This window comes from Moraxella sp. FZFQ2102 (assembly GCF_024137865.1).
Lineage (GTDB): Bacteria > Pseudomonadota > Gammaproteobacteria > Pseudomonadales > Moraxellaceae > Moraxella.
Window position 1 is genome coordinate 463,586 of sequence record NZ_CP099960.1, and the last position, 18,076, is coordinate 481,661.

Below are 18,076 nucleotides of genomic sequence, written 5' to 3' on the forward strand. Positions count from 1 at the left end.
ATGAAAAAATTGTCAATATTGCTCGCAATGCTAACACTTTCTTTATCAGCGGTGGCGAATACCGCCTATGAGCAAGGCTTGTATTATTACAATCTTGACACTGATGATGGTTATCGTCAAGCATTTACATATTTTAGTCAAGCGGCGGAACAAGGGGATAGCAAAGCACAACTAGAACTTGGCTATATGTACGATATGGGCTATGGCGTAAATCAAGATTACAATAAAGCACTCGAATGGTACACCAAATCTGCCGAACAAGGGAATGCTGGTGCTCAGTACAATCTTGGTGTTATGTTTAAAAACGGTCAAGGCACACCTGTTGATTATCATAAAGCGGTACAATGGTACAGAAAATCTGCCAATCAAGGATATGCTAGCGCTCAATACAATCTTGGAGTGATGTATGAAAAAGGCTATGGAGTGCATCAAGATTACAATAAAGCCATAGAATGGTACACCAAATCCGCCAATCAAGAAGATGCTAATGCTCAATACAATCTTGGCGTGATGTACGACAATGGTTATGGCGTACATCAAGACTATTATCAGGCGGTGCAGTGGTATGCCAAAGCAGCTAATCAAGGAATTGCTGACGCACAATATAATCTTGGGGTGATGTATTATGAAGGTGAAGGTATTCAACGAGACTATCAAAAGGCAATTGAATGGTACACCAAAGCCGCTAATCAAGGACATGTAGAAGCTCAAAACAATCTTGGTTTTATGTATGGAAACGGCTATGGCGTAAGTCAAGACTATCAAAAAGCCATAGAATGGTACATTATGGCAGGCAGTCAAGGAGATTATGCAGCTCAATACAATCTTGGACTAATGTACTACGAAGGTCATGGCGTGCATCAAGATTATCATCAAGCAGTGCATTGGTACAAGCAATCCGCCAATCAAGGACATGCAAATGCTCAGGTAAATTTAGGCAATATGTACGAAAAAGGTTATGGCGTCCGCCAAGATTATAAACAAGCCTTTAATTGGTATGCCAAAGCTGCTGCTCAAAATAATGCCACCGCCCAGTACAATATTGGCAATATGCACTCCAATGGATGGAGTGTCCGCCAAAACAAAACCACTGCCAAAGACTGGTATGGCAAAGCCTGTGATAACGGCTATCAAAAAGGCTGTGATAAGTATCGTGAGTTAAACCAACAGGGTTATTAAAAAAACTATTTAAAGGTAAACCATGTATCTATATATGCTAAAAATCGGTGCTACACCAAAGGGTCGGCTGATTGAGCAGCACGATATTTTCTTTGGAATTGCCAATGAAGTGCATGAATTAATACCGCATTTTGAATCGGCTTGGGTCGAGATTAAGGACATTTGGCACTTGGATGCCTATCGCACAGTCACCGCCGTCGATGGCTATCGCATCGAAGTCATCGATAAGCACAGTACGCCTGATGTACCATCTGGCAAACAGCTGTACTTTGTCAATCTCGGTGGCTACAAGCCCAATCACTTTGAAGAATATCATCACAAGCTACTCATCGTCGCCGATAGCATCCACCAAGCGACCGCCATCGCCAAGCAAAGCGAGTTTTATCAAGAATTTAATATTGCTAATACTCGGGCGACATCGCATATCGATGATAAATATGGCGTGGATATTGACGAGATTCACAATGTCAGTGATGTGCTACCCCAAGCGTTCAAAGACCGCTACCGTCTGCGTATCACTACAGATCGTACAGCTACCCCTGATGAGATGGTGATTGGCTATCTGCCGAAGAAGATGTTTGTGTGATACAATGGTGGCAAAGATATTTTACTGAGCGACACCATGACCCGCCCTATCCGACACGCTATTTATAAAGCCGCGCCTGCCGACTTTATCGTCACCGAACAGCTTGCCATCGAGCACACCCACGATGGCGAACATCTGTGGTTATACATCACCAAAATCAATCTAAACACCGCCTATGTCGCACGGCTACTGGCTGACTGGACAGGCGTACCTACGGCAGATGTCGGCTATTCGGGGCTAAAAGACCGCCACGCCATCACCCATCAGTGGTTCAGTATTCGCCTACCGACCAAGGCGGTGCCGAGTGTGCCATTTACTGACTTTATCAAGCCACATCTGCACGATGGTGAGTCCGTCCACATCAGCGAGCAAGTGTGGCACAGTCGCAAGCTAGGTCGTGGTACGCACAAATCCAATCACTTCATCATCACCCTACACGCCATCACAGGCGATAAAACCGCCATCGATGATAGACTCAATCAAATCAAAACCAGTGGCGTGCCAAACTATTTTGGCGAACAGCGATTTGGCAATGATCAGGGCAATATCCAAAAGGCTCAGGGGTTTTTTGAAAAAATCCTAGCCACGCCCAAGCCCTACCGCCCAAATAAAAAAACCGCTCATCGTGACAGCCTACTGATCTCGACCGCTCGCAGTGTGCTGTTCAATGCCATGCTGGATGCTCGTGTGGCAGATGACAGCTGGCAGACGGCGATCGATGGTGATGTATTTAATCTGGATGGCACAGGCTCGATTTTTGTCGCTGATATCGATGATGACATCCGCACTCGCCTGAGAACTTGTGATATTCACCCCACCGCTCCACTGTTTGGCACAGGTACGCCCAAGCATACTGCTGATGCAGCCGCACTGTATGATGGCGTGCTTGGTCGGGATGAATTTACCGTATTTTACCAAGGACTGCTGAAGATTGATGCCAAAATGAGCTATCGCCCCTTACGCCTATTGGTGCGGCTACTTACTTGGTACTGGGCAGATGATGCGTCGTTGGTGCTGAATTTTGAACTACCAAAGGGGGCATTTGCCACAGTCGTGCTATCGGCTTTGGTGGATGAGTTGGTGATGGGATCATCGTCACCAGACACACCAGATGCATGACAAGCACAAGATTTCACATTGATGATTGAGAAGATTTATGACTTATCCTAGCAGTATTTTATTTGTTTGTCTTGGCAATATCTGCCGATCACCTGCTGCTGAAGCGGTGATGACGACCAAAATTGCCAATGCTCGCCTACCCATACACCTAGACTCAGCAGGCACCGCCAATTACCACACAGGCAATCCGCCTGACACTCGCAGTATCAAAGTTGGTCGGTCTCTAGGCTATGATTTATCAAGCTTAAGAGCCAGACAGATCAGCGTGGCGGACTTTTATGAGTTTGAACTCATCTTTGCGATGGATGGGAGTAATTTGGCAAATTTAAGCAAACTACGCACCCAAGCCGAACAGCTTGCAGATGGTCGCACGGTGGCACGCTTGCAGCTATTTGATCCAACTGGCAAAGCTGTCGCCGATCCTTATTATGGGGATGAGTCTGATTTTGTGGCGATGTATGCGCATTTAGAATTGGTGGCTGATCAGCACCTGATCGCGTGGCAACACCGTATATGAGATTTGTTATTATTTAAGGGCGACTATTTACAGGCAGATAGCAAGCCATTATAATGGCTAAAATGCTTGCGGATACACCCGAGCGATTCATATATTTAAGTTGCGATCATGTCAGATACTCCTATCAGCCATCAAGTTTTTCATCACTACGATCTATCCCATCTAAACACCATGGCACTACGCTGTGTGGCAGATACCGCCATCATCATCCATGATGTTGATGCATTGCCCAAGCTTGAGCTTGGCGATCGTTGGTTTGTGCTATCTGGTGGCAGTAATGTGCTACTACCAAGCACACTTGACGCCACAGTCATTTTGCCACGCATGATGGGCAAGCGTATCATTGATGAGTCCGATGAGCATATCCTGCTTGAAGTGATGGCAGGCGAAAACTGGCATCAGCTGGTCAGTGACTGCACACAGCAAGGCTGGTATGGACTCGAAAATCTCGCCTTGATTCCCGGATTGGCAGGTGCTGCACCAGTCCAAAATATCGGTGCTTATGGGGTGCAGCTCGAAGATGTGCTTCACAGCGTCCAAGTCTATGAATGGGCGACAGGTGAATTTCACACCCTAAGCCGTGATGAATGTCATTTTGGCTATCGCCACAGTATCTTTAAAGATGAACCAAACCGCTATTTGATTACCGCTATCACCCTACGCCTACACAAAGATGCGACACGCACTCGCACAGGCTATGGCGATTTGCACGCACAGGCACAGATGCTTGCCGAAGCAAATCAGCGTGACAGCATCAGCCCGATGGATGTCTATCAGGCGGTGATTTTTATTCGCCAATCAAAACTGCCTGACCCTGCGACACTGCCAAACTGCGGATCATTTTTCCAAAATCCTGTCATCTCAAGCAGTCTATTTCGAGAAATCCAAAAAGACTATCCTGATATGCCATTTTATCCAGTCAGTGAAGATGAGACTAAAGTGCCAGCAGGTTGGCTCATTGACCAAACAGGACTCAAAGGCAAAGGCATCGAGCCAATTCTCACTCATGCCAAACAAGCCCTTGTACTGACCAATCATGCACCGCTGACCGCCACCCAAGATGACATCAAAGCTGCACAAGATTTTATCATTCAAAGCGTTGAAGACAGTTTTGGCATTCGTTTGGTGCGTGAGCCTGTGTGGGTGAATGCCGATGGCAGCTACGCATAAACCCTTGCCAAAAGCCGTCAAATGGCTAGGCGTGGCAGGTCTATGCACCGCGATTGGCGCACTTTCGACAGTGACGCCGATTTTTGCCACCGTTGGCACAGGACTATTAAACCTATATCCTGCCATCACCCTACCTCAAGTCGATGACAAGCCCACCGCCATCATCGTGCTTGGTGGTGGGCTTACGCGCAATAGCGCAGGCAAAATCACGCTCAATCACTACAGCCAAAGCCGCGCCGATCAAGCACTCAAGCAATACAACACAGAGTCGATGCCCATCATCACAAGTGGCGCAGAATCGCCGTGGCTGCGTGATTATCTGGTTGAGCAAGATGCCAATGTGGTGATCTTAAGCGACAACGCAAGTATGAATACTTGCGAAAATGCCAACTTCACCGCCAAGCTGCTTAATTATCACGAACTGCCAAAAACTGCCTATTTGGTCACGGATCGCTATCACATGGCACGCGCACGCCGCCAGTTTGCCAAAGCAGGTATCGCCACCATCGCCAATCCTGCACCGCTTGCCATCGCCCCAAGCTGGCTACACCCCAAGGATAATCTCATCCACACGCGCCGCACCGTCTATGAGATGGTGGCATTGGCACGCGATATTTTCGCCCCCCAAGAAAACTGCCGCACTGCTGACGCCATCAGCATTGAAGAGATCAGCACCCCCAGACGCAAGCCCAAGTTATTCTTTTAATGTGATAATTTTATAAAAAAATGCTTGCATTTAAGAAAAATTCGGCTATAATACGACGCATTGGAAGCTTGGCAGAGCGGTTGAATGCACCGGTCTTGAAAACCGGCGTGGGTTTATAGCCCACCGAGAGTTCGAATCTCTCAGCTTCCGCCATTATTTTTTTATCATTGTCAATTGACAATAGACCGCTTTAGGAAGCTTGGCAGAGCGGTTGAATGCACCGGTCTTGAAAACCGGCGTGGGTTTATAGCCCACCGAGAGTTCGAATCTCTCAGCTTCCGCCATTATTGATCGCCTCTTTCGCTTGATTGGGGCGATTTTGTTATGCTAAAAATGTTTGGTTGAAATTTACAGTCAATTATCACAAGCCACATCCTGCTTTTATAAATTCACAAAACTTGGTATATCATGAGCGTATGCGATGCACCCGTTCACATCAAGTTTCTTAATAAATATAGGATGGATGACTTGGGCTGATTGATACAAACACGGATTGATCAAAATTATGCTAGATGCAGCGCTTTTTCCTACATTTATCAAAGGCTTGGTGGTCTCAGGTGGTCTAATCATCGCCATCGGTGCGCAAAATGCCTTTGTGCTTAAGCAAGGCTTATTAAAAAACCACATCTTTTGGGTGGCTTTGACCTGTTTTTTGTGCGATTTTGTCTTGATGAGTTTTGGCGTGCTTGGCTTTGGATCATTGATCAGCCAAAGCCCGATCGCGACGATTGCGCTTGCGGTGGTTGGCGCGCTGTTTTTGGCGGTATATGGATTTCGCGCCATGCGCTCGGCGATCAGCGGCGGTAGTAGCCTTGCACTGGATGATACCACACCCAAGGCAAGTTTAGTTGCTACCATTGGCACGACACTTGCCCTAACCCTGCTCAATCCGCATGTATATCTGGACACAGTAGTCATCATCGGCGGTGTGGCAGGGACGCTGAATTTCGAACAAAAAATCGCTTTTTTGGCAGGTGCGCTCATCATCTCGGCGGTGTGGTTTTTTGGCTTGGGCTATGGCGCACGATTATTGACGCCATTATTCAAAAATCCAAGCACTTGGCGCGTGCTTGATGCCATCATCGCACTCATCATGTGGGGCATTGCGCTCAGCCTTGCCATCTATGCCTGTGAATTGTACAATCTGCCAACTTTGAAATAATACTGCATCAAACGCACTTGTTCGATTGATTGAGCTTGCTGACTTCAGTCTTTTGTGCTACAGTGCTTTTATTTTTTTTGGAAAATTAACCTCTTATGTCGCTGATTCGCGGTCGCAAAATCACCAAACGCCAAGCTCGCCAAATCGAGCAAAACCAACTCACCCAAGTCGATGATGGCACGCTTGCCACTGGGGTGATTATCTCGCATTTTGGCAAACAGCTCGATGTGCAGATTACCGCGCTGCCGCAGATTTTGCCTGATCATCCAAGCGACGCCATCACGCTTGGGGCGATCTGGCGATGTCATACACGCACCAATCTGCCGATGCTTGCCACGGGTGATACGGTGCAGTTTAGCCTAGATACCACGGCAAACCTTGGGCGTATCGAACGCCTGTGCGAGCGCACGCGTCTGATCACCCGCCCTGATCGCTATCATAAGGTCAAGCCCGTGGCGGCGAATGTCGATGTGCTGGTGATTGTCTTTGCACCCCTACCAAAGCCTGCGGTAAATCTGATTGATCGCTATCTTTTGATCGCGCGGCTCAATGACATCACACCGCTACTGGTGATGAATAAAGCGGATCTGTTGGTAGATCATGCCGATGCCATGCAAATTATCGAAGAATATCAAGCACTTGGCGAGAAATACGGCTTTAGTGTCATCACCACATCCAGCACCACACAGACAGGATTGGATGCGCTTAAACAGCACATTGATGGCAAATTATCCATCTTCGCAGGTCAGTCAGGCGTGGGCAAATCCAGCCTGATTAACGCACTACTGCCCGACGCGCAGCAAGCCACTAACATCATCTCGGTAAACTCGCAATTAGGTCAGCATACCACCACCACAAGCCGCCTACTTGCCTATGACACACAAAACCTTGCTGCTGGCGGTATCATCGACACCCCTGGGATTCGCGAATATGGCATCTGGCATCTGTCTGCGGATGATATTTTGGCAGGGTTTGATGAACTCAATGAGCTGGTTGGCAGTTGTCAATTTCGCGATTGCAATCACCAAAAAAACGCCAAAGGCTGTGCATTTTGGGCGGCAGCGGACGCAGGAGAAGTGCTACCGCGACGCATTGAAAGCTTGACGCTACTGATCGATGAAGCCAAAAACGGACAGTCAGCGGTCAAGCCGTCGGGGAAATAGATTTTGCCAAATTCAATCATTAAAAAGCACAACAATCATCACATCCAACAAACTGATTTGGATCAGCTACTGGATGAAAGATTGGCACGCATCGAACAAGGCAAAGCCACTTTTTATAGTCTAGAGATATATCGAGCTAATACCCGTGCTGCTGTATCAAAACACTTTCGGCTATTAAAACCGCAAAAACAATAATATCACCACAAACCACAAAACAAGTGCAATCGCCCCCATTTCACGATATAATAAGTGTTTGAATTTTATTTTGATGGAGAAAATCCTTGGAACGCTGGTTTGAATTTGTGGGCAATCACCCATTTTTATTCGGTCTATTAATTGTACTTGCCATCGCCTTTTTTGCCATCGAAGGTAAACGCAGCGGCCGCAAAGTACCACCAAGCGAAGTTGGTCTGTTGGTCAATAACCAAAACGCGCGCATCATCGACATCCGCCCTGCCAACAAATTCGCCACAGGACATATCACAGGCAGTGAAAATATCCCATTCACCGAGCTTAAAAACCGCCTAACCGAGCTGCAAGCCATCGAAGTACCTGTCATCATCGTCTGCGACATCGGCATCCAAGCAGGTGCAGCGGTGCAGCTGATCGCACGCCCGAACTTCATGCGACTAGAAGGCGGCATCCAAGGCTATCAAGCTGCTGGCTTGCCATTGGTCGGTGCGAAGAAAAAATAATCCACTTTGCACTACCCTTAAGCCGCCCTTGAAATGATGGCAAATCATCCCCATCAAAGCGTTATCACGATTGGATTTTTAAGACAACTACGAGTAAATTATGACACAAGTCACCATCTACACCACCCCAGTATGCCCATACTGCACCAATGCTAAGCAGCTTTTGACCAATAAAGGCGTGGCATTTGACGAAATCAGTATGTACGATTTGACCACCGAAGAGCGTCAAGCCCTATCAGCTAAGACCAATGGCTATCGCACCGTGCCGCAGATTTTCATCGGTGAGACTTTCGTTGGCGGTTTTGATCAGCTAAACAAGCTGAACCAAGAAGGCAAACTGGACGAAATGCTGGGCTAATTTTTCAAATTTTTCAAATTAAGGAGCAATCCATGTCAGACGAATTGAACCAACCGCAACTAGGTCTTGAGCGCATTTATACCAAAGACATTTCATTTGAAGTGCCAAGCGTCGATGTCTTCACCAAGCAATGGAAACCAGAAACCGACATCAACATCGCTGCAAGCGTCACCGATCTTGATGAAGACTATAAAGAAGTTGTGCTAACTGTCAGCGTCACCGCCAAACTAGAAGACAGCGTGGCATTCATCGCTGAAGTGCAGCAAGCAGGCATCTTCCTTCTAAAAAATATCCCAGAAGACGATATGCCACACCTGCTACAAGCCTACTGCCCAAATATCCTGTTCCCATACGCGCGTGAAGTGATCAGCGATGTGGTCAGCCGCGGCAGCTTCCCACAGCTACTGCTTGCACCAGTGAACTTCGAACAAGCTTTCTTACAAAGCCAGCTAGAAGCCCAAGGTGAAGATGCTGAAGGTAAGGCATAAGCCATTTATGGTCAAACCAATTTGAAATAAGGCAAGGAAAACGAGTGAGTTTGGCTTAAGTTTTATTTCAAATTTATAGACCTTATAAAGCTCGGATTAATTTTCGGGCTTTTTTATCGTCTGAATTTTATAGACCATAATTTATTGTGTAAACCCATTGCAATTGTGGCTTATTTTTGATAACTTTAACTGATTTTCACCATAATAAAGGCAACCCATGAACAGCGTCCAAGTCAAAATCCTAAATCCAAAAATCGGTCAAGATCCTGCATTCCCCCTACCAACTCGCGCCACCGACGGCTCGGCAGGCATCGATCTGCGCGCCTGCATCGATGCTCCAATCACCATCAAAGCAGGCGAAACTAAGCTTATCGGCACAGGTCTGTCGATCTATATCGCCGATCCAAACTTCGCCGGTCTGATCCTGCCGCGCTCAGGACTGGGTCATAAGCATGGCATCGTCTTGGGTAATCTTGTGGGTCTGATCGATGCCGATTATCAAGGTGAGCTGATGGTCAGCGTCTGGAATCGCAGCAGCACCGATTTTGTGCTTGAGCCTGCCGAGCGTATGGCGCAGTATGTCGTCGTACCTGTGGCGCGCCCCAGCTTTGAGATTGTCGATGAGTTTACCGATGTCAGCGCACGCGGTGCTGGCGGTTTCGGCTCATCAGGTCGCCTATAATTTTCACTGCTTGTAAATAAGGAAATACCATGTCACTTACTCTCGATGAAGCCAAACTCACCGCCGAAGTCATCACCACCGCCCTGCCGTATATCCAAAAATACAAGGATAAACTGATCGTCATCAAATACGGTGGCAATGCCATGACCGATCCTGTACTCGAAAGCTCGTTCGCGCGCGATATCGTCCTACTAAAAACCGTCGGTATCCATCCTGTCGTCGTGCATGGCGGTGGCCCACAAGTAGATAGTCTACTCTCAGAACTTGGCCGTGAATCTGAACGGATCGATGGAATGCGTGTCACCGATAAAGCCACGATGGATGTGGTCGAGATGGTGCTGGGCGGTCAGGTGAACAAATCCATCGTCAGCCTGATCAACAAGCACGGTGGTAAAGCCATCGGCATGACAGGCAAAGATGCCAACCTGATCCGCGCCAAAAAGCTCTATATGCAAAAAATCGACGATGAAGGTCGTCCACAAGCGGTGGACTTAGGCTTCGTCGGTGAAGTCGAATCCGTCAATAAAGAAGTTATTGATATGCTGATCGCTACCGACTTCATCCCTGTGATCGCGCCACTGGGTGTCGATGCCAATGGTCATAGCTACAATATCAATGCCGACCTTGTGGCAAGCCGTGTGGCAGAGTTTCTCGGTGCTGAACGCCTACTACTGCTGACCAACATCAAAGGCGTGCTGAATAAAGAAGGCGAAGTACTGACCCATCTGTCTGCTGAAGATGTCGATAATCTGATCGCAGATGGTACGATCTCCGGCGGTATGATTCCAAAAATCGCAGGCGCACTCGATGCTGTCAAGGCAGGTCTGCGCAGTGCCACCATCGTCGATGGTCGTGTACCGCACGCGTGCTTGCTTGAGATCTTCACCGAAGAAGGTGTGGGTACGCAGATTTTACGCGATAAATAAGCTTGGGATAAATGATAAAAGCCTGCCAGTTGGTGGGCTTTTGTTTTTATGGGCAGTATGGGATGTAGAGTGCGGTATCCGCACCTTTTCACCGAAGATGTTTGATTTTATAATAAATTTTGCAAAGATTGTTTGGGAATTGATGCATTGGGTATTTTAATGGTGCGTAGAACGCAACCTACACTGATACCAATCCCAATAAAAAAGCCCATCTTTTCAGATGAGCTTTTTTTGATCAAGATAACTTCTTTAGATTAGAAGTTGTACTCTAGACCAGCACCTACGCCGAATTGCTTGTCTGTTGCACGAACTTTTGTTTTGTCGTTAGTGATTTCATCTTTTAGGTAGCCAGTGTAGATGTGACCAGTTGCTGCTTTGTTGAACGCATACTCAGCACCAACTAGAGCGCGTTGACGCTTGTCATCAGCAACACCTGAATAGTTATCAACATAGTCTAGCTGACCATATACAGACCATGGAGTTTGGGTCTTGTATTTAGCACTTAGCGTGTAACCGTTTTCGTTGTCATCAGTTGCATGGTCAGTGTTTTGGTATAGTGCGCCAACAGTCAATGCTGGAGTTACTTTATAGTCACCAGACACGCGCAACCATGATTTCTTGTCGTCGATAGCAGCGATGTTTGCAGTGCTGATGTAAGTAATACCTGCGCGTACTGGGTATGCTTCTGGCTCATATTTTAGACCAACACCATATGCATCAGTTTTGATTTCTCCTAGGTCACCCTGAGTGTCATCTAGCTCATCTAGACCGTACATACCTAGGAATTGTAGGCCGTTGTAGCTTGGTGAGATATAAGCAAATGCGTTGTTCGCGCGTGGTTCATTGATTGATACTAGTAGGTCATCACCGCCTACAACGCCACCAACAGTCACATCAGCGTAGTCGATTTGATCGTCGATCGCAGATAGACGACCAGCTAGAAGCGTACCGTATTGCTTGTTAGAAACACCGATGAAAGTATCGCGTGGTTCGAAGTTACGATTTTTCTTAGCTTCTTTGTCGCTGTCTGGGCGAACGCGGTATTCTAGTTGGTAAACTAGGTCAGTGTTAGCAGTTAGTGCTTCTGCACCTTTAACACCGATACGAGAACCGTGTGTGTTCAAAGTAGTACGAGTGCTGTCTTCAAGGTCAGAATTAACCACATCAGCAGTCATTACGACTTTACCGTAAACGGTTGGTGCTGCTTGAGCAGCAGTGATAGACAATGCAGCAACAGCTGATGCTAGAACTAGTTTTTTCATGGGTTTCTCCACTTAGGTTTTGGACATCGATGTCCACTACAAGACTACTTGTAAATTCGATGCTGATAATGTCTAGGACATCACTTCACATCTGGGTTGTTATATTTGACCATCCATCGCATCCTGTTACACTCAGCAACATTATGGAAGTATCCGTGATAGTCAAGCTTCATATTGTGTCTATAGAATACCAAGTTTGAAATATTTTGCAATACCTTTTGCGCATTTGATGCGATGATTTTTACAAATTATTTTATAACTTATTGATTTATTGTGATTTATTTGGATAAAAAATCATAAAATTTTTTGTAAATTTTCCACAACTTAGGTATGATTAGACAAATTTTTGGGTATTTTTTGGGCAAAATGCTGGCAAATTTGAGCAATTTTACAATTTTTGTTACAACTTATTGAGCGCAAAAACTTGACATTTGGCTGACAAGTGTTCATTGAAATGTCATATTTTCTACTTTTATGTTACTGTTTTATGACATACAGTTACTTTGTTTATCATAAACACAGTGATTTAATTTCATTAAAAAACACCCCAAAATGACTTTGGGGTGCTTGTGTGTCGATGTACCGATTAGAATTTGAAATCGATACCTGCACCAACGCCAAATGCTTCATATTTCGCGTTGCCAGCTGCGCCAAGGTTTTGCTTGCCTGCACCAACAAAGGCAGTCTGACCTGCGACGCGATCTTCATCGCGATATGATGCATAGACATGACCTGTGGCTGCTTTATTGAAGGCATATTTGCCACCGACGATATAGCGCTGACGCTCACCATCTTTAAAGCCACCTGCATTGTCCACATAGTCCACCTGACCATAGACAAGCCACGGTGTTTCGGTTTGGTATCTTAGGCTTGCGGTATATGAGTTTTCTTTCTCATCACCACCGAAACCTTCACCCAATTTGGTGTTTTGGTATAGTACGCCCAATGTGGTTTTTGGTGTGAACTTATAATCGCCTGAAACTCGCAGTGCTTTGATGCGGTCAGATGCTTGCATCCAGCCAATACCTGCACGGAATGGCGCTTCTGCAGGCTTATAAGCGATCGCTGCTTCATAGTAGCCGTCAAACACCTTGTCATTGTCATCATTCTCATCCAGCGCGTACATACCTTGAAATGATAGACCGTTGTAGCTTGGTGAGAAATAAGTAAAGGCATTGTTCACGCGTGGCTTATCCAGCGCTGACAATAGATTATCGCCACCATCGACCGCGCCTGCTGAGACATCAGCGAAGTTAATGCCGTTGTTTACCGAAGTTTGGCGACCTGCCAATACTGTACCGTATTGCTTGTTCGCAAGGCCAATGAAAGTATCACGCGGTACGATATGACCTGTGGTGCTTGCATTGTCATCGACGCGCACGCCGTATTCTAGCTGATAGACAACATCAGTGTTCGCGGTCAATGGCTCCGAGCCTTTGACACCGATACGGCCTGTGGTTGAGTTCAGCTTGGTACGCGTGCTAGAGTCTGTGCGTTCAACAGTTTTGCGATCAGCGCTCAGTCTGTCAAGATCAGCATCGACCGTATCCAGTGTCAAAAACACTTTACCATAAACAGTCGGTGCGGCGTGCGCTGCAGTGATCGATGCGGCGACGATGGCAGTTGCCAAAACTAATTTTTTCACATTGTTCTCCTTGTGTGTGATCGGACTCAAGATGGTGAGTCGCACTTTTTCCATTGGATCGGTATGACACCCATCCATGTCGGCAAAACACATCATCCATCGACCGATCTTTACGCATAGTTACACGCAAGATAGAAAACAGACAATATATTTTTAAAACCTTGCACATAGCATAGCAAGTTTGTAATATTTTGCAATACTTAAAACCAAAAAAAATTCATCAAAATTTCTCATAATTTGCATATTCATCGATAAATTATTTTTACTGCATTGATTTTGAAAATAAAATTATTCTCCTATTGCTTCTCTTGCTTTTTATTCATCAACTTTTACCAATGATCGGCTGACTTTTAGCCAAAAACACCCAAAGCTTGCGGAAACTTTGGGTGAAACCAGTGCGGTTTTTTATAGCCAATCGATCAGTTTAGAAGAAGTATTGTAAACCAACGCCGACGCCATAGCGTTTGTCATGGCTGCTGTTGGCAGCGACACTGACGAAATCTTGGTTCCATAGGGTTTGGCTTGCCACGGTTTCGTCTTTTTTGTACGATGCATAGACATGACCAATGGTGCTTTTATTAAAGTAGTATTTGCCACCGACGACCAAACGCTCTTTCATTGCATCTTCGCAGCCACCGGCATGATCGACATAGTCATACTGGGTGAACAGACGCCAAGGAGTGTCAGTCTGATGTAATACGCTGACAGTGTATGAATGCTCGTCGCTGGCATTCGACACCTTAGTGATGCGTCGTGATTGTACCGCATCATCCTTGCCCCACAGATAGCCAAAATCGGTATTTTGGTAGATTGCGCCAACTGAAGTTTTTGGCGTTACTTTATAGTTGGCAGCTAGACGCAGTGCCTTGAACTGATTTGGCGCTTCTGTATATGATGCACCCACGCGGTATGGCTTGCCTGTTGGCTCATATTTTACCGTGGCTGAATATAAGTTGTTACGAAGTGGCCAGTCTTGGACATTATTCTCATCCAAAGTATAGTATAGATAGCCTGTGACACCATTGACAGTCGGTGAAGTATATTGCACGACATTGTTTAGACGCGCACGATCGACCGCTGCCAAGATATTATCACCGCCATCGACCGCCATCGATACCATATTGGCATATGGCTCAAGCATGATGTCAGGTGTGGTCATGCGGCCAAAGGTCAATGCGCCGTATTTTTTGTGCTTGACACCTAAGAAAGTATCACGCGAGTTAAACTGTGTACTACTGCCTGAATCAGGGGTCACGCCATACTCTAGCTGATAAAACACACTCAAATCATCGCTGATGTCTTCTGTACCTTTGACACCGATACGACCTGTGGTTGAATTCAACTTGGTGCGCGCGCTTTTGACATGGTATTCATCTGGCGCATCAGGATGTACCCTCTCATCGGCATGGATAGTATCTAGCGATAATGAGATGCGACCATAGACAGTCGGTGTGGCATGAGCGGCTGCGGTAGATAGCGCAAGGATGGCGGTGGTGAGCAACAGTTTTTTCATGAGCGTCTCCATGAGTGCACATGATGCCAACTTAGTTTTTATGGTTATTATACAGCCAGTCAAAGAAACGAGAAGATGGCATCGCTTTTTGTTATTATTCTGTCTATTTTTATTTTTACATACAGACATATTATTTTAATAATTATCACAAAATGCTACGCTAATATTTATTTTTGAATATTTAGTATGCACTTTGTGATTTATAAGATAGCAAGTTTTGGGAAAATTGCAACATTTTTTTGCGAAAAATCCTTAAAAAATTTAAGGAAATAAAATTTTATGTTGATTTTCAATAAGTTATTGATATTATATTGACAAATATTTTTTGTAACTGGAGTAAGATTTGTGTAAAAATCGTCCATTTTTGCTGATTTTTGGCACTGATATTCGCTTAAATTCTGTGATGAATGCAATTTTACAATACAAAAAGTTTGACAAATTTTAAATTTTATGAATTAAATTTAGATAAATTTTCGGCATTTATGTTTCTATAATATTGCTAATTGTAAATACATGACAATGACTCATTGCCTAAAATAAACAACCCAACAAAGCCTGCGACAAGCACGCGTGATGTGCTATAATTAAAACGATATTTGACCGATACTTTGAAATAACTGACTCTTTGGAATCATAATGACTCACCCGACCGATATTCACGATGATGATAAACTTGAGAACATCACCACGCGTGCTCGAGCGAAGACTGATATTAGCCATATTTATGAATTCTTGGGCTGTCGCACATCAGACACTTGGCTAAAAGTCGCCAAACTACAGCTGCCGCTACTACTCCAAGACCACGCCAACTGCGAGAAAAAGGCCGCTGGCACAGCGATGAATCTGATCTTTCGCTATGAATTTCATCGTCAGCTTCAAGAGCGACTCGCGCAGCTGGTGCGTGAAGAAATGCTACACTATGAACAAGTGCTATCACTGATGAAAGAGCGCGGCATCGTATGGCATTATCTGCCTGCAGGTCGCTATGCCAAGGGGCTACTTAAGCACAAGCGCACGCATGAACCTGCTGCAATGGTCGATGTACTGATCATCGGCGCGTTCATCGAAGCGCGTTCGTGTGAGCGGTTCTCGGCTCTGGCAGATGTGATCGATGATGAGAAATTGGCGCGTTATTATAAATATCTGCTAAAATCTGAATCGCGACATTATGAAGACTATCTGAATCTTGCGCAGTCGATTACTGATGAGAGCATCGATGAGCGTGTGGCGTTTTTTAAACAAGTAGAAAAAGAGCTGATTGAGACGCCTGATGATATGCTGCGCTTTCATAGCGGCGTGCCGAGTGATGCGCTGCTTGAGAGTTTGTTAGTATAAAACAGAGTACATAAAATAGATTCACAGGACTTATCGCCATGCATCACCCCATCCCTGTCTATACCGCCCACGCTGTCAAGGCATGGGAGAGCCGTTGGTTCGCCGCTGACAACTCAAGCTTTGGGCTGATGCAGCAAGCCGCCCTTGTCATGGCAAATGTCCTAAAAACCCGCCTATCACCTGCTGCCACGCTGTGCATCTGGTGCGGCAGCGGCAATAATGGCGGTGATGGCTATCTATTGGCGGCATATCTGGCGGATGTATATCGCGTGCAAGTGTACCAGACCGCGCCGCCATCAAGCGCAGATGCCAAGCGCGCGTATCAAGCGGCTGTCGATCACGGCATTCATATCACCGATACGCCCTGCGCTGCCGATGTGCATATCGATGCCATCTTTGGTAATGGCCTAGATCGTCCACTCACTGATGCGATGATCGATATCGTCCGTGCGTATAATGCCGCAACTGGACAAAAAATCGCCATCGACATTCCCACAGGACTGCATCCTGACACAGGGATGCCGCTGCCGATTTGCATGAGTGCTGATTTGACGCTGTGCTTGATGGCTTATAAAGCTGGGCTGCTGATGGGGCACGCCAAAAGCCATGTTGGTGAAATCATCTGCCTACCACTCATTCCGACAGATAGTGAACTGATCAGCACCGCCACGATTGATAACACCCTGCCGACACTGCCCACGCGCGCAGGACGCGGCAGCCATCAGCATAAGGGGGATTTTGGCTCGGTGATGGTCATCGGCGGCTCATCGACTATGGGTGGCGCTGCCATCATGAGCGCTGAAGCTGCCATCCGTGTGGGTGCAGGTCGCGTCACGGTAATGACGCACGAAGCCAATCACCCTGCCATCATCGCACGCCTGCCGAATCTTATGCTTGGCGACATCGAACTGTCCGAAACCTATCGACTGTCGCAAATGTCGGCAGCGTGTATCGGCATGGGGTTTGGGCGTGATGACTGGTCGGCTCGCTGTTTTGATACTTGGCTGCTTGCATTGGTGGAATATGGCATTCCGACGGTGCTAGACGCTGATGGCTTGTGGCACTTGGCGCAATATCAAGCGTATCGCCTGCCCGATCACATCATCGGCACACCGCATCATGCCGAAGCTGCGCGCCTACTTGACATTCATGCTGATGAAGTTGAAGTTGATCGCATCGCTGCCATTCGCGCTCTGCGTGATAAATTTGGCGGTCAATGGCTATTAAAAGGTGCGAACTCACTCACCATCGATCATACAGGCACAATCCGCATTTGCACACTTGGCAATGCAGCAATGGCAACAGCTGGCATGGGTGATGTACTGGCAGGCATGATGGCGGGTATTTTGGCGCAAGCGCCTGATACGCCAATCTCACAGATTGTTGCTTTGCACGCGCATTGTGGTGATTTGCTAAGCGGTAATCATATCGCAGTCGATGTCAATGAAATAGGTAAAACAGCAGCAAGGATATTGAAGAGATGTGCAGTTTGAGCGTGAATTTATTCATATCACCGTTAAATTCATTCATTGTAAACCAAAATCACACCCAAAAATTTTATGAATTTTCA

The 18,076-nt window shown here is 46.3% G+C and carries 19 protein-coding genes and 2 tRNA genes; 18 read left to right on the plus strand and 3 right to left on the minus strand.

Annotated features, from left to right (window positions below):
- The first annotated feature begins 27 nt into the window (after positions 1-27).
- The 16 genes from NGM44_RS02130 to argB all read left to right on the plus strand — a co-directional run bounded on the left by NGM44_RS02130 (position 28) and on the right by argB (position 10,751).
- Positions 28-1,179 (plus strand): tetratricopeptide repeat protein, encoded by a 1,152-nt coding sequence (locus NGM44_RS02130; protein ID WP_253224033.1) that lies wholly within the window; start codon positions 28-30, stop codon positions 1,177-1,179.
- A gap of 22 nt (positions 1,180-1,201) precedes the next feature.
- Positions 1,202-1,765, plus strand: coding sequence for a DUF1543 domain-containing protein (locus NGM44_RS02135; protein ID WP_253224034.1), 564 nt, complete (start codon positions 1,202-1,204; stop codon positions 1,763-1,765).
- Positions 1,766-1,801: 36 nt separating this feature from the next.
- Complete coding sequence (gene truD / locus NGM44_RS02140; protein WP_253224035.1) at positions 1,802-2,884, plus strand: tRNA pseudouridine(13) synthase TruD; 1,083 nt, start codon at positions 1,802-1,804, stop codon at positions 2,882-2,884.
- 37 nt (positions 2,885-2,921) lie between these two features.
- Complete coding sequence (locus NGM44_RS02145; RefSeq protein WP_253224036.1) at positions 2,922-3,401, plus strand: low molecular weight protein-tyrosine-phosphatase; 480 nt, start codon at positions 2,922-2,924, stop codon at positions 3,399-3,401.
- A gap of 108 nt (positions 3,402-3,509) precedes the next feature.
- The gene (gene murB, locus NGM44_RS02150; protein ID WP_253224037.1) at positions 3,510-4,571 is read left to right on the plus strand and encodes a UDP-N-acetylmuramate dehydrogenase; all 1,062 of its coding nucleotides are present in this window, start codon (positions 3,510-3,512) and stop codon (positions 4,569-4,571) included.
- Positions 4,555-5,277 (plus strand): YdcF family protein, encoded by a 723-nt coding sequence (locus tag NGM44_RS02155; protein WP_253224038.1) that lies wholly within the window; start codon positions 4,555-4,557, stop codon positions 5,275-5,277. Before murB ends, NGM44_RS02155 begins: the two co-directional genes overlap by 17 nt.
- A gap of 62 nt (positions 5,278-5,339) precedes the next feature.
- A tRNA-Ser gene (locus NGM44_RS02160) sits at positions 5,340-5,430 on the plus strand.
- A gap of 40 nt (positions 5,431-5,470) precedes the next feature.
- Positions 5,471-5,561: transfer RNA gene (locus tag NGM44_RS02165), tRNA-Ser, on the plus strand.
- 221 nt (positions 5,562-5,782) lie between these two features.
- Positions 5,783-6,439 carry a LysE/ArgO family amino acid transporter gene (locus tag NGM44_RS02170; protein WP_253224039.1) on the plus strand — a complete coding sequence of 219 codons (657 nt, stop codon included), beginning with the start codon at positions 5,783-5,785 and terminating at the stop codon, positions 6,437-6,439.
- Positions 6,440-6,534: 95 nt separating this feature from the next.
- On the plus strand, positions 6,535-7,602 hold the full coding sequence (gene rsgA / locus NGM44_RS02175; RefSeq protein ID WP_253224040.1) for a ribosome small subunit-dependent GTPase A: 1,068 nt from the start codon (positions 6,535-6,537) through the stop codon (positions 7,600-7,602).
- A 3-nt stretch (positions 7,603-7,605) separates the two neighbouring features.
- The gene (locus tag NGM44_RS02180) at positions 7,606-7,797 is read left to right on the plus strand and encodes a hypothetical protein (RefSeq protein ID WP_253224041.1); all 192 of its coding nucleotides are present in this window, start codon (positions 7,606-7,608) and stop codon (positions 7,795-7,797) included.
- 86 nt (positions 7,798-7,883) lie between these two features.
- Positions 7,884-8,297, plus strand: a complete 414-nt coding sequence (locus NGM44_RS02185) for a rhodanese-like domain-containing protein (protein WP_253224042.1) — start codon at positions 7,884-7,886, stop codon at positions 8,295-8,297.
- A 100-nt stretch (positions 8,298-8,397) separates the two neighbouring features.
- Positions 8,398-8,655, plus strand: a complete 258-nt coding sequence (grxC, locus tag NGM44_RS02190; RefSeq protein WP_253224043.1) for a glutaredoxin 3 — start codon at positions 8,398-8,400, stop codon at positions 8,653-8,655.
- A gap of 32 nt (positions 8,656-8,687) precedes the next feature.
- Positions 8,688-9,143: a protein-export chaperone SecB gene (secB, locus tag NGM44_RS02195; RefSeq protein WP_253224044.1), complete on the plus strand. Its 456-nt coding sequence runs from the start codon at positions 8,688-8,690 to the stop codon at positions 9,141-9,143.
- Positions 9,144-9,360: 217 nt separating this feature from the next.
- Positions 9,361-9,825 (plus strand): dUTP diphosphatase, encoded by a 465-nt coding sequence (gene dut, locus NGM44_RS02200; protein WP_253224045.1) that lies wholly within the window; start codon positions 9,361-9,363, stop codon positions 9,823-9,825.
- Between the two features lie 29 nt (positions 9,826-9,854).
- Positions 9,855-10,751 carry an acetylglutamate kinase gene (argB, locus tag NGM44_RS02205; protein WP_253224046.1) on the plus strand — a complete coding sequence of 299 codons (897 nt, stop codon included), beginning with the start codon at positions 9,855-9,857 and terminating at the stop codon, positions 10,749-10,751.
- Between the two features lie 254 nt (positions 10,752-11,005).
- Here the strand turns inward: argB and NGM44_RS02210 are convergent, their stop codons facing one another.
- From NGM44_RS02210 to NGM44_RS02220, 3 genes are all read right to left on the minus strand, one after another.
- A complete protein-coding gene (locus tag NGM44_RS02210) occupies positions 11,006-12,013 on the minus strand; it encodes a porin (RefSeq protein WP_253224047.1) in 1,008 nt (335 codons plus the stop codon).
- A 586-nt stretch (positions 12,014-12,599) separates the two neighbouring features.
- Positions 12,600-13,658: a porin gene (locus tag NGM44_RS02215; RefSeq protein WP_253224048.1), complete on the minus strand. Its 1,059-nt coding sequence runs from the start codon at positions 13,656-13,658 to the stop codon at positions 12,600-12,602.
- Between the two features lie 424 nt (positions 13,659-14,082).
- Positions 14,083-15,171 carry a porin gene (locus NGM44_RS02220; RefSeq protein ID WP_253224049.1) on the minus strand — a complete coding sequence of 363 codons (1,089 nt, stop codon included), beginning with the start codon at positions 15,169-15,171 and terminating at the stop codon, positions 14,083-14,085.
- A gap of 636 nt (positions 15,172-15,807) precedes the next feature.
- On the opposite strand from NGM44_RS02220, the gene NGM44_RS02225 reads away from it, so the two are divergent.
- Positions 15,808-16,506, plus strand: a complete 699-nt coding sequence (locus NGM44_RS02225; protein WP_253224050.1) for a tRNA-(ms[2]io[6]A)-hydroxylase — start codon at positions 15,808-15,810, stop codon at positions 16,504-16,506.
- 38 nt (positions 16,507-16,544) lie between these two features.
- Positions 16,545-17,999, plus strand: a complete 1,455-nt coding sequence (locus tag NGM44_RS02230) for an NAD(P)H-hydrate dehydratase (RefSeq protein ID WP_253224051.1) — start codon at positions 16,545-16,547, stop codon at positions 17,997-17,999.
- The last annotated feature ends 77 nt before the right edge of the window (positions 18,000-18,076 follow it).

Excerpts from the sequence above, each read along its gene's own strand:
- truD (WP_253224035.1), top strand. The coding sequence starts at position 1,802 with ATGACCCGCCCTATCCGACACGCTATTTATAAAGCCGCGCCTGCCGAC.
- NGM44_RS02135 (WP_253224034.1), top strand. The coding sequence starts at position 1,202 with ATGTATCTATATATGCTAAAAATCGGTGCTACACCAAAGGGTCGGCTG.
- argB (WP_253224046.1), top strand. The coding sequence starts at position 9,855 with ATGTCACTTACTCTCGATGAAGCCAAACTCACCGCCGAAGTCATCACC.
- dut (WP_253224045.1), top strand. The coding sequence starts at position 9,361 with ATGAACAGCGTCCAAGTCAAAATCCTAAATCCAAAAATCGGTCAAGAT.
- secB (WP_253224044.1), top strand. The coding sequence starts at position 8,688 with ATGTCAGACGAATTGAACCAACCGCAACTAGGTCTTGAGCGCATTTAT.
- NGM44_RS02155 (WP_253224038.1), top strand. The coding sequence starts at position 4,555 with ATGGCAGCTACGCATAAACCCTTGCCAAAAGCCGTCAAATGGCTAGGC.
- NGM44_RS02220 (WP_253224049.1), bottom strand. The coding sequence starts at position 15,171 with ATGAAAAAACTGTTGCTCACCACCGCCATCCTTGCGCTATCTACCGCA.
- NGM44_RS02225 (WP_253224050.1), top strand. The coding sequence starts at position 15,808 with ATGACTCACCCGACCGATATTCACGATGATGATAAACTTGAGAACATC.
- NGM44_RS02230 (WP_253224051.1), top strand. The coding sequence starts at position 16,545 with ATGCATCACCCCATCCCTGTCTATACCGCCCACGCTGTCAAGGCATGG.
- NGM44_RS02130 (WP_253224033.1), top strand. The coding sequence starts at position 28 with ATGCTAACACTTTCTTTATCAGCGGTGGCGAATACCGCCTATGAGCAA.
- NGM44_RS02170 (WP_253224039.1), top strand. The coding sequence starts at position 5,783 with ATGCTAGATGCAGCGCTTTTTCCTACATTTATCAAAGGCTTGGTGGTC.
- NGM44_RS02210 (WP_253224047.1), bottom strand. The coding sequence starts at position 12,013 with ATGAAAAAACTAGTTCTAGCATCAGCTGTTGCTGCATTGTCTATCACT.
- murB (WP_253224037.1), top strand. The coding sequence starts at position 3,510 with ATGTCAGATACTCCTATCAGCCATCAAGTTTTTCATCACTACGATCTA.
- rsgA (WP_253224040.1), top strand. The coding sequence starts at position 6,535 with ATGTCGCTGATTCGCGGTCGCAAAATCACCAAACGCCAAGCTCGCCAA.
- NGM44_RS02145 (WP_253224036.1), top strand. The coding sequence starts at position 2,922 with ATGACTTATCCTAGCAGTATTTTATTTGTTTGTCTTGGCAATATCTGC.
- grxC (WP_253224043.1), top strand. The coding sequence starts at position 8,398 with ATGACACAAGTCACCATCTACACCACCCCAGTATGCCCATACTGCACC.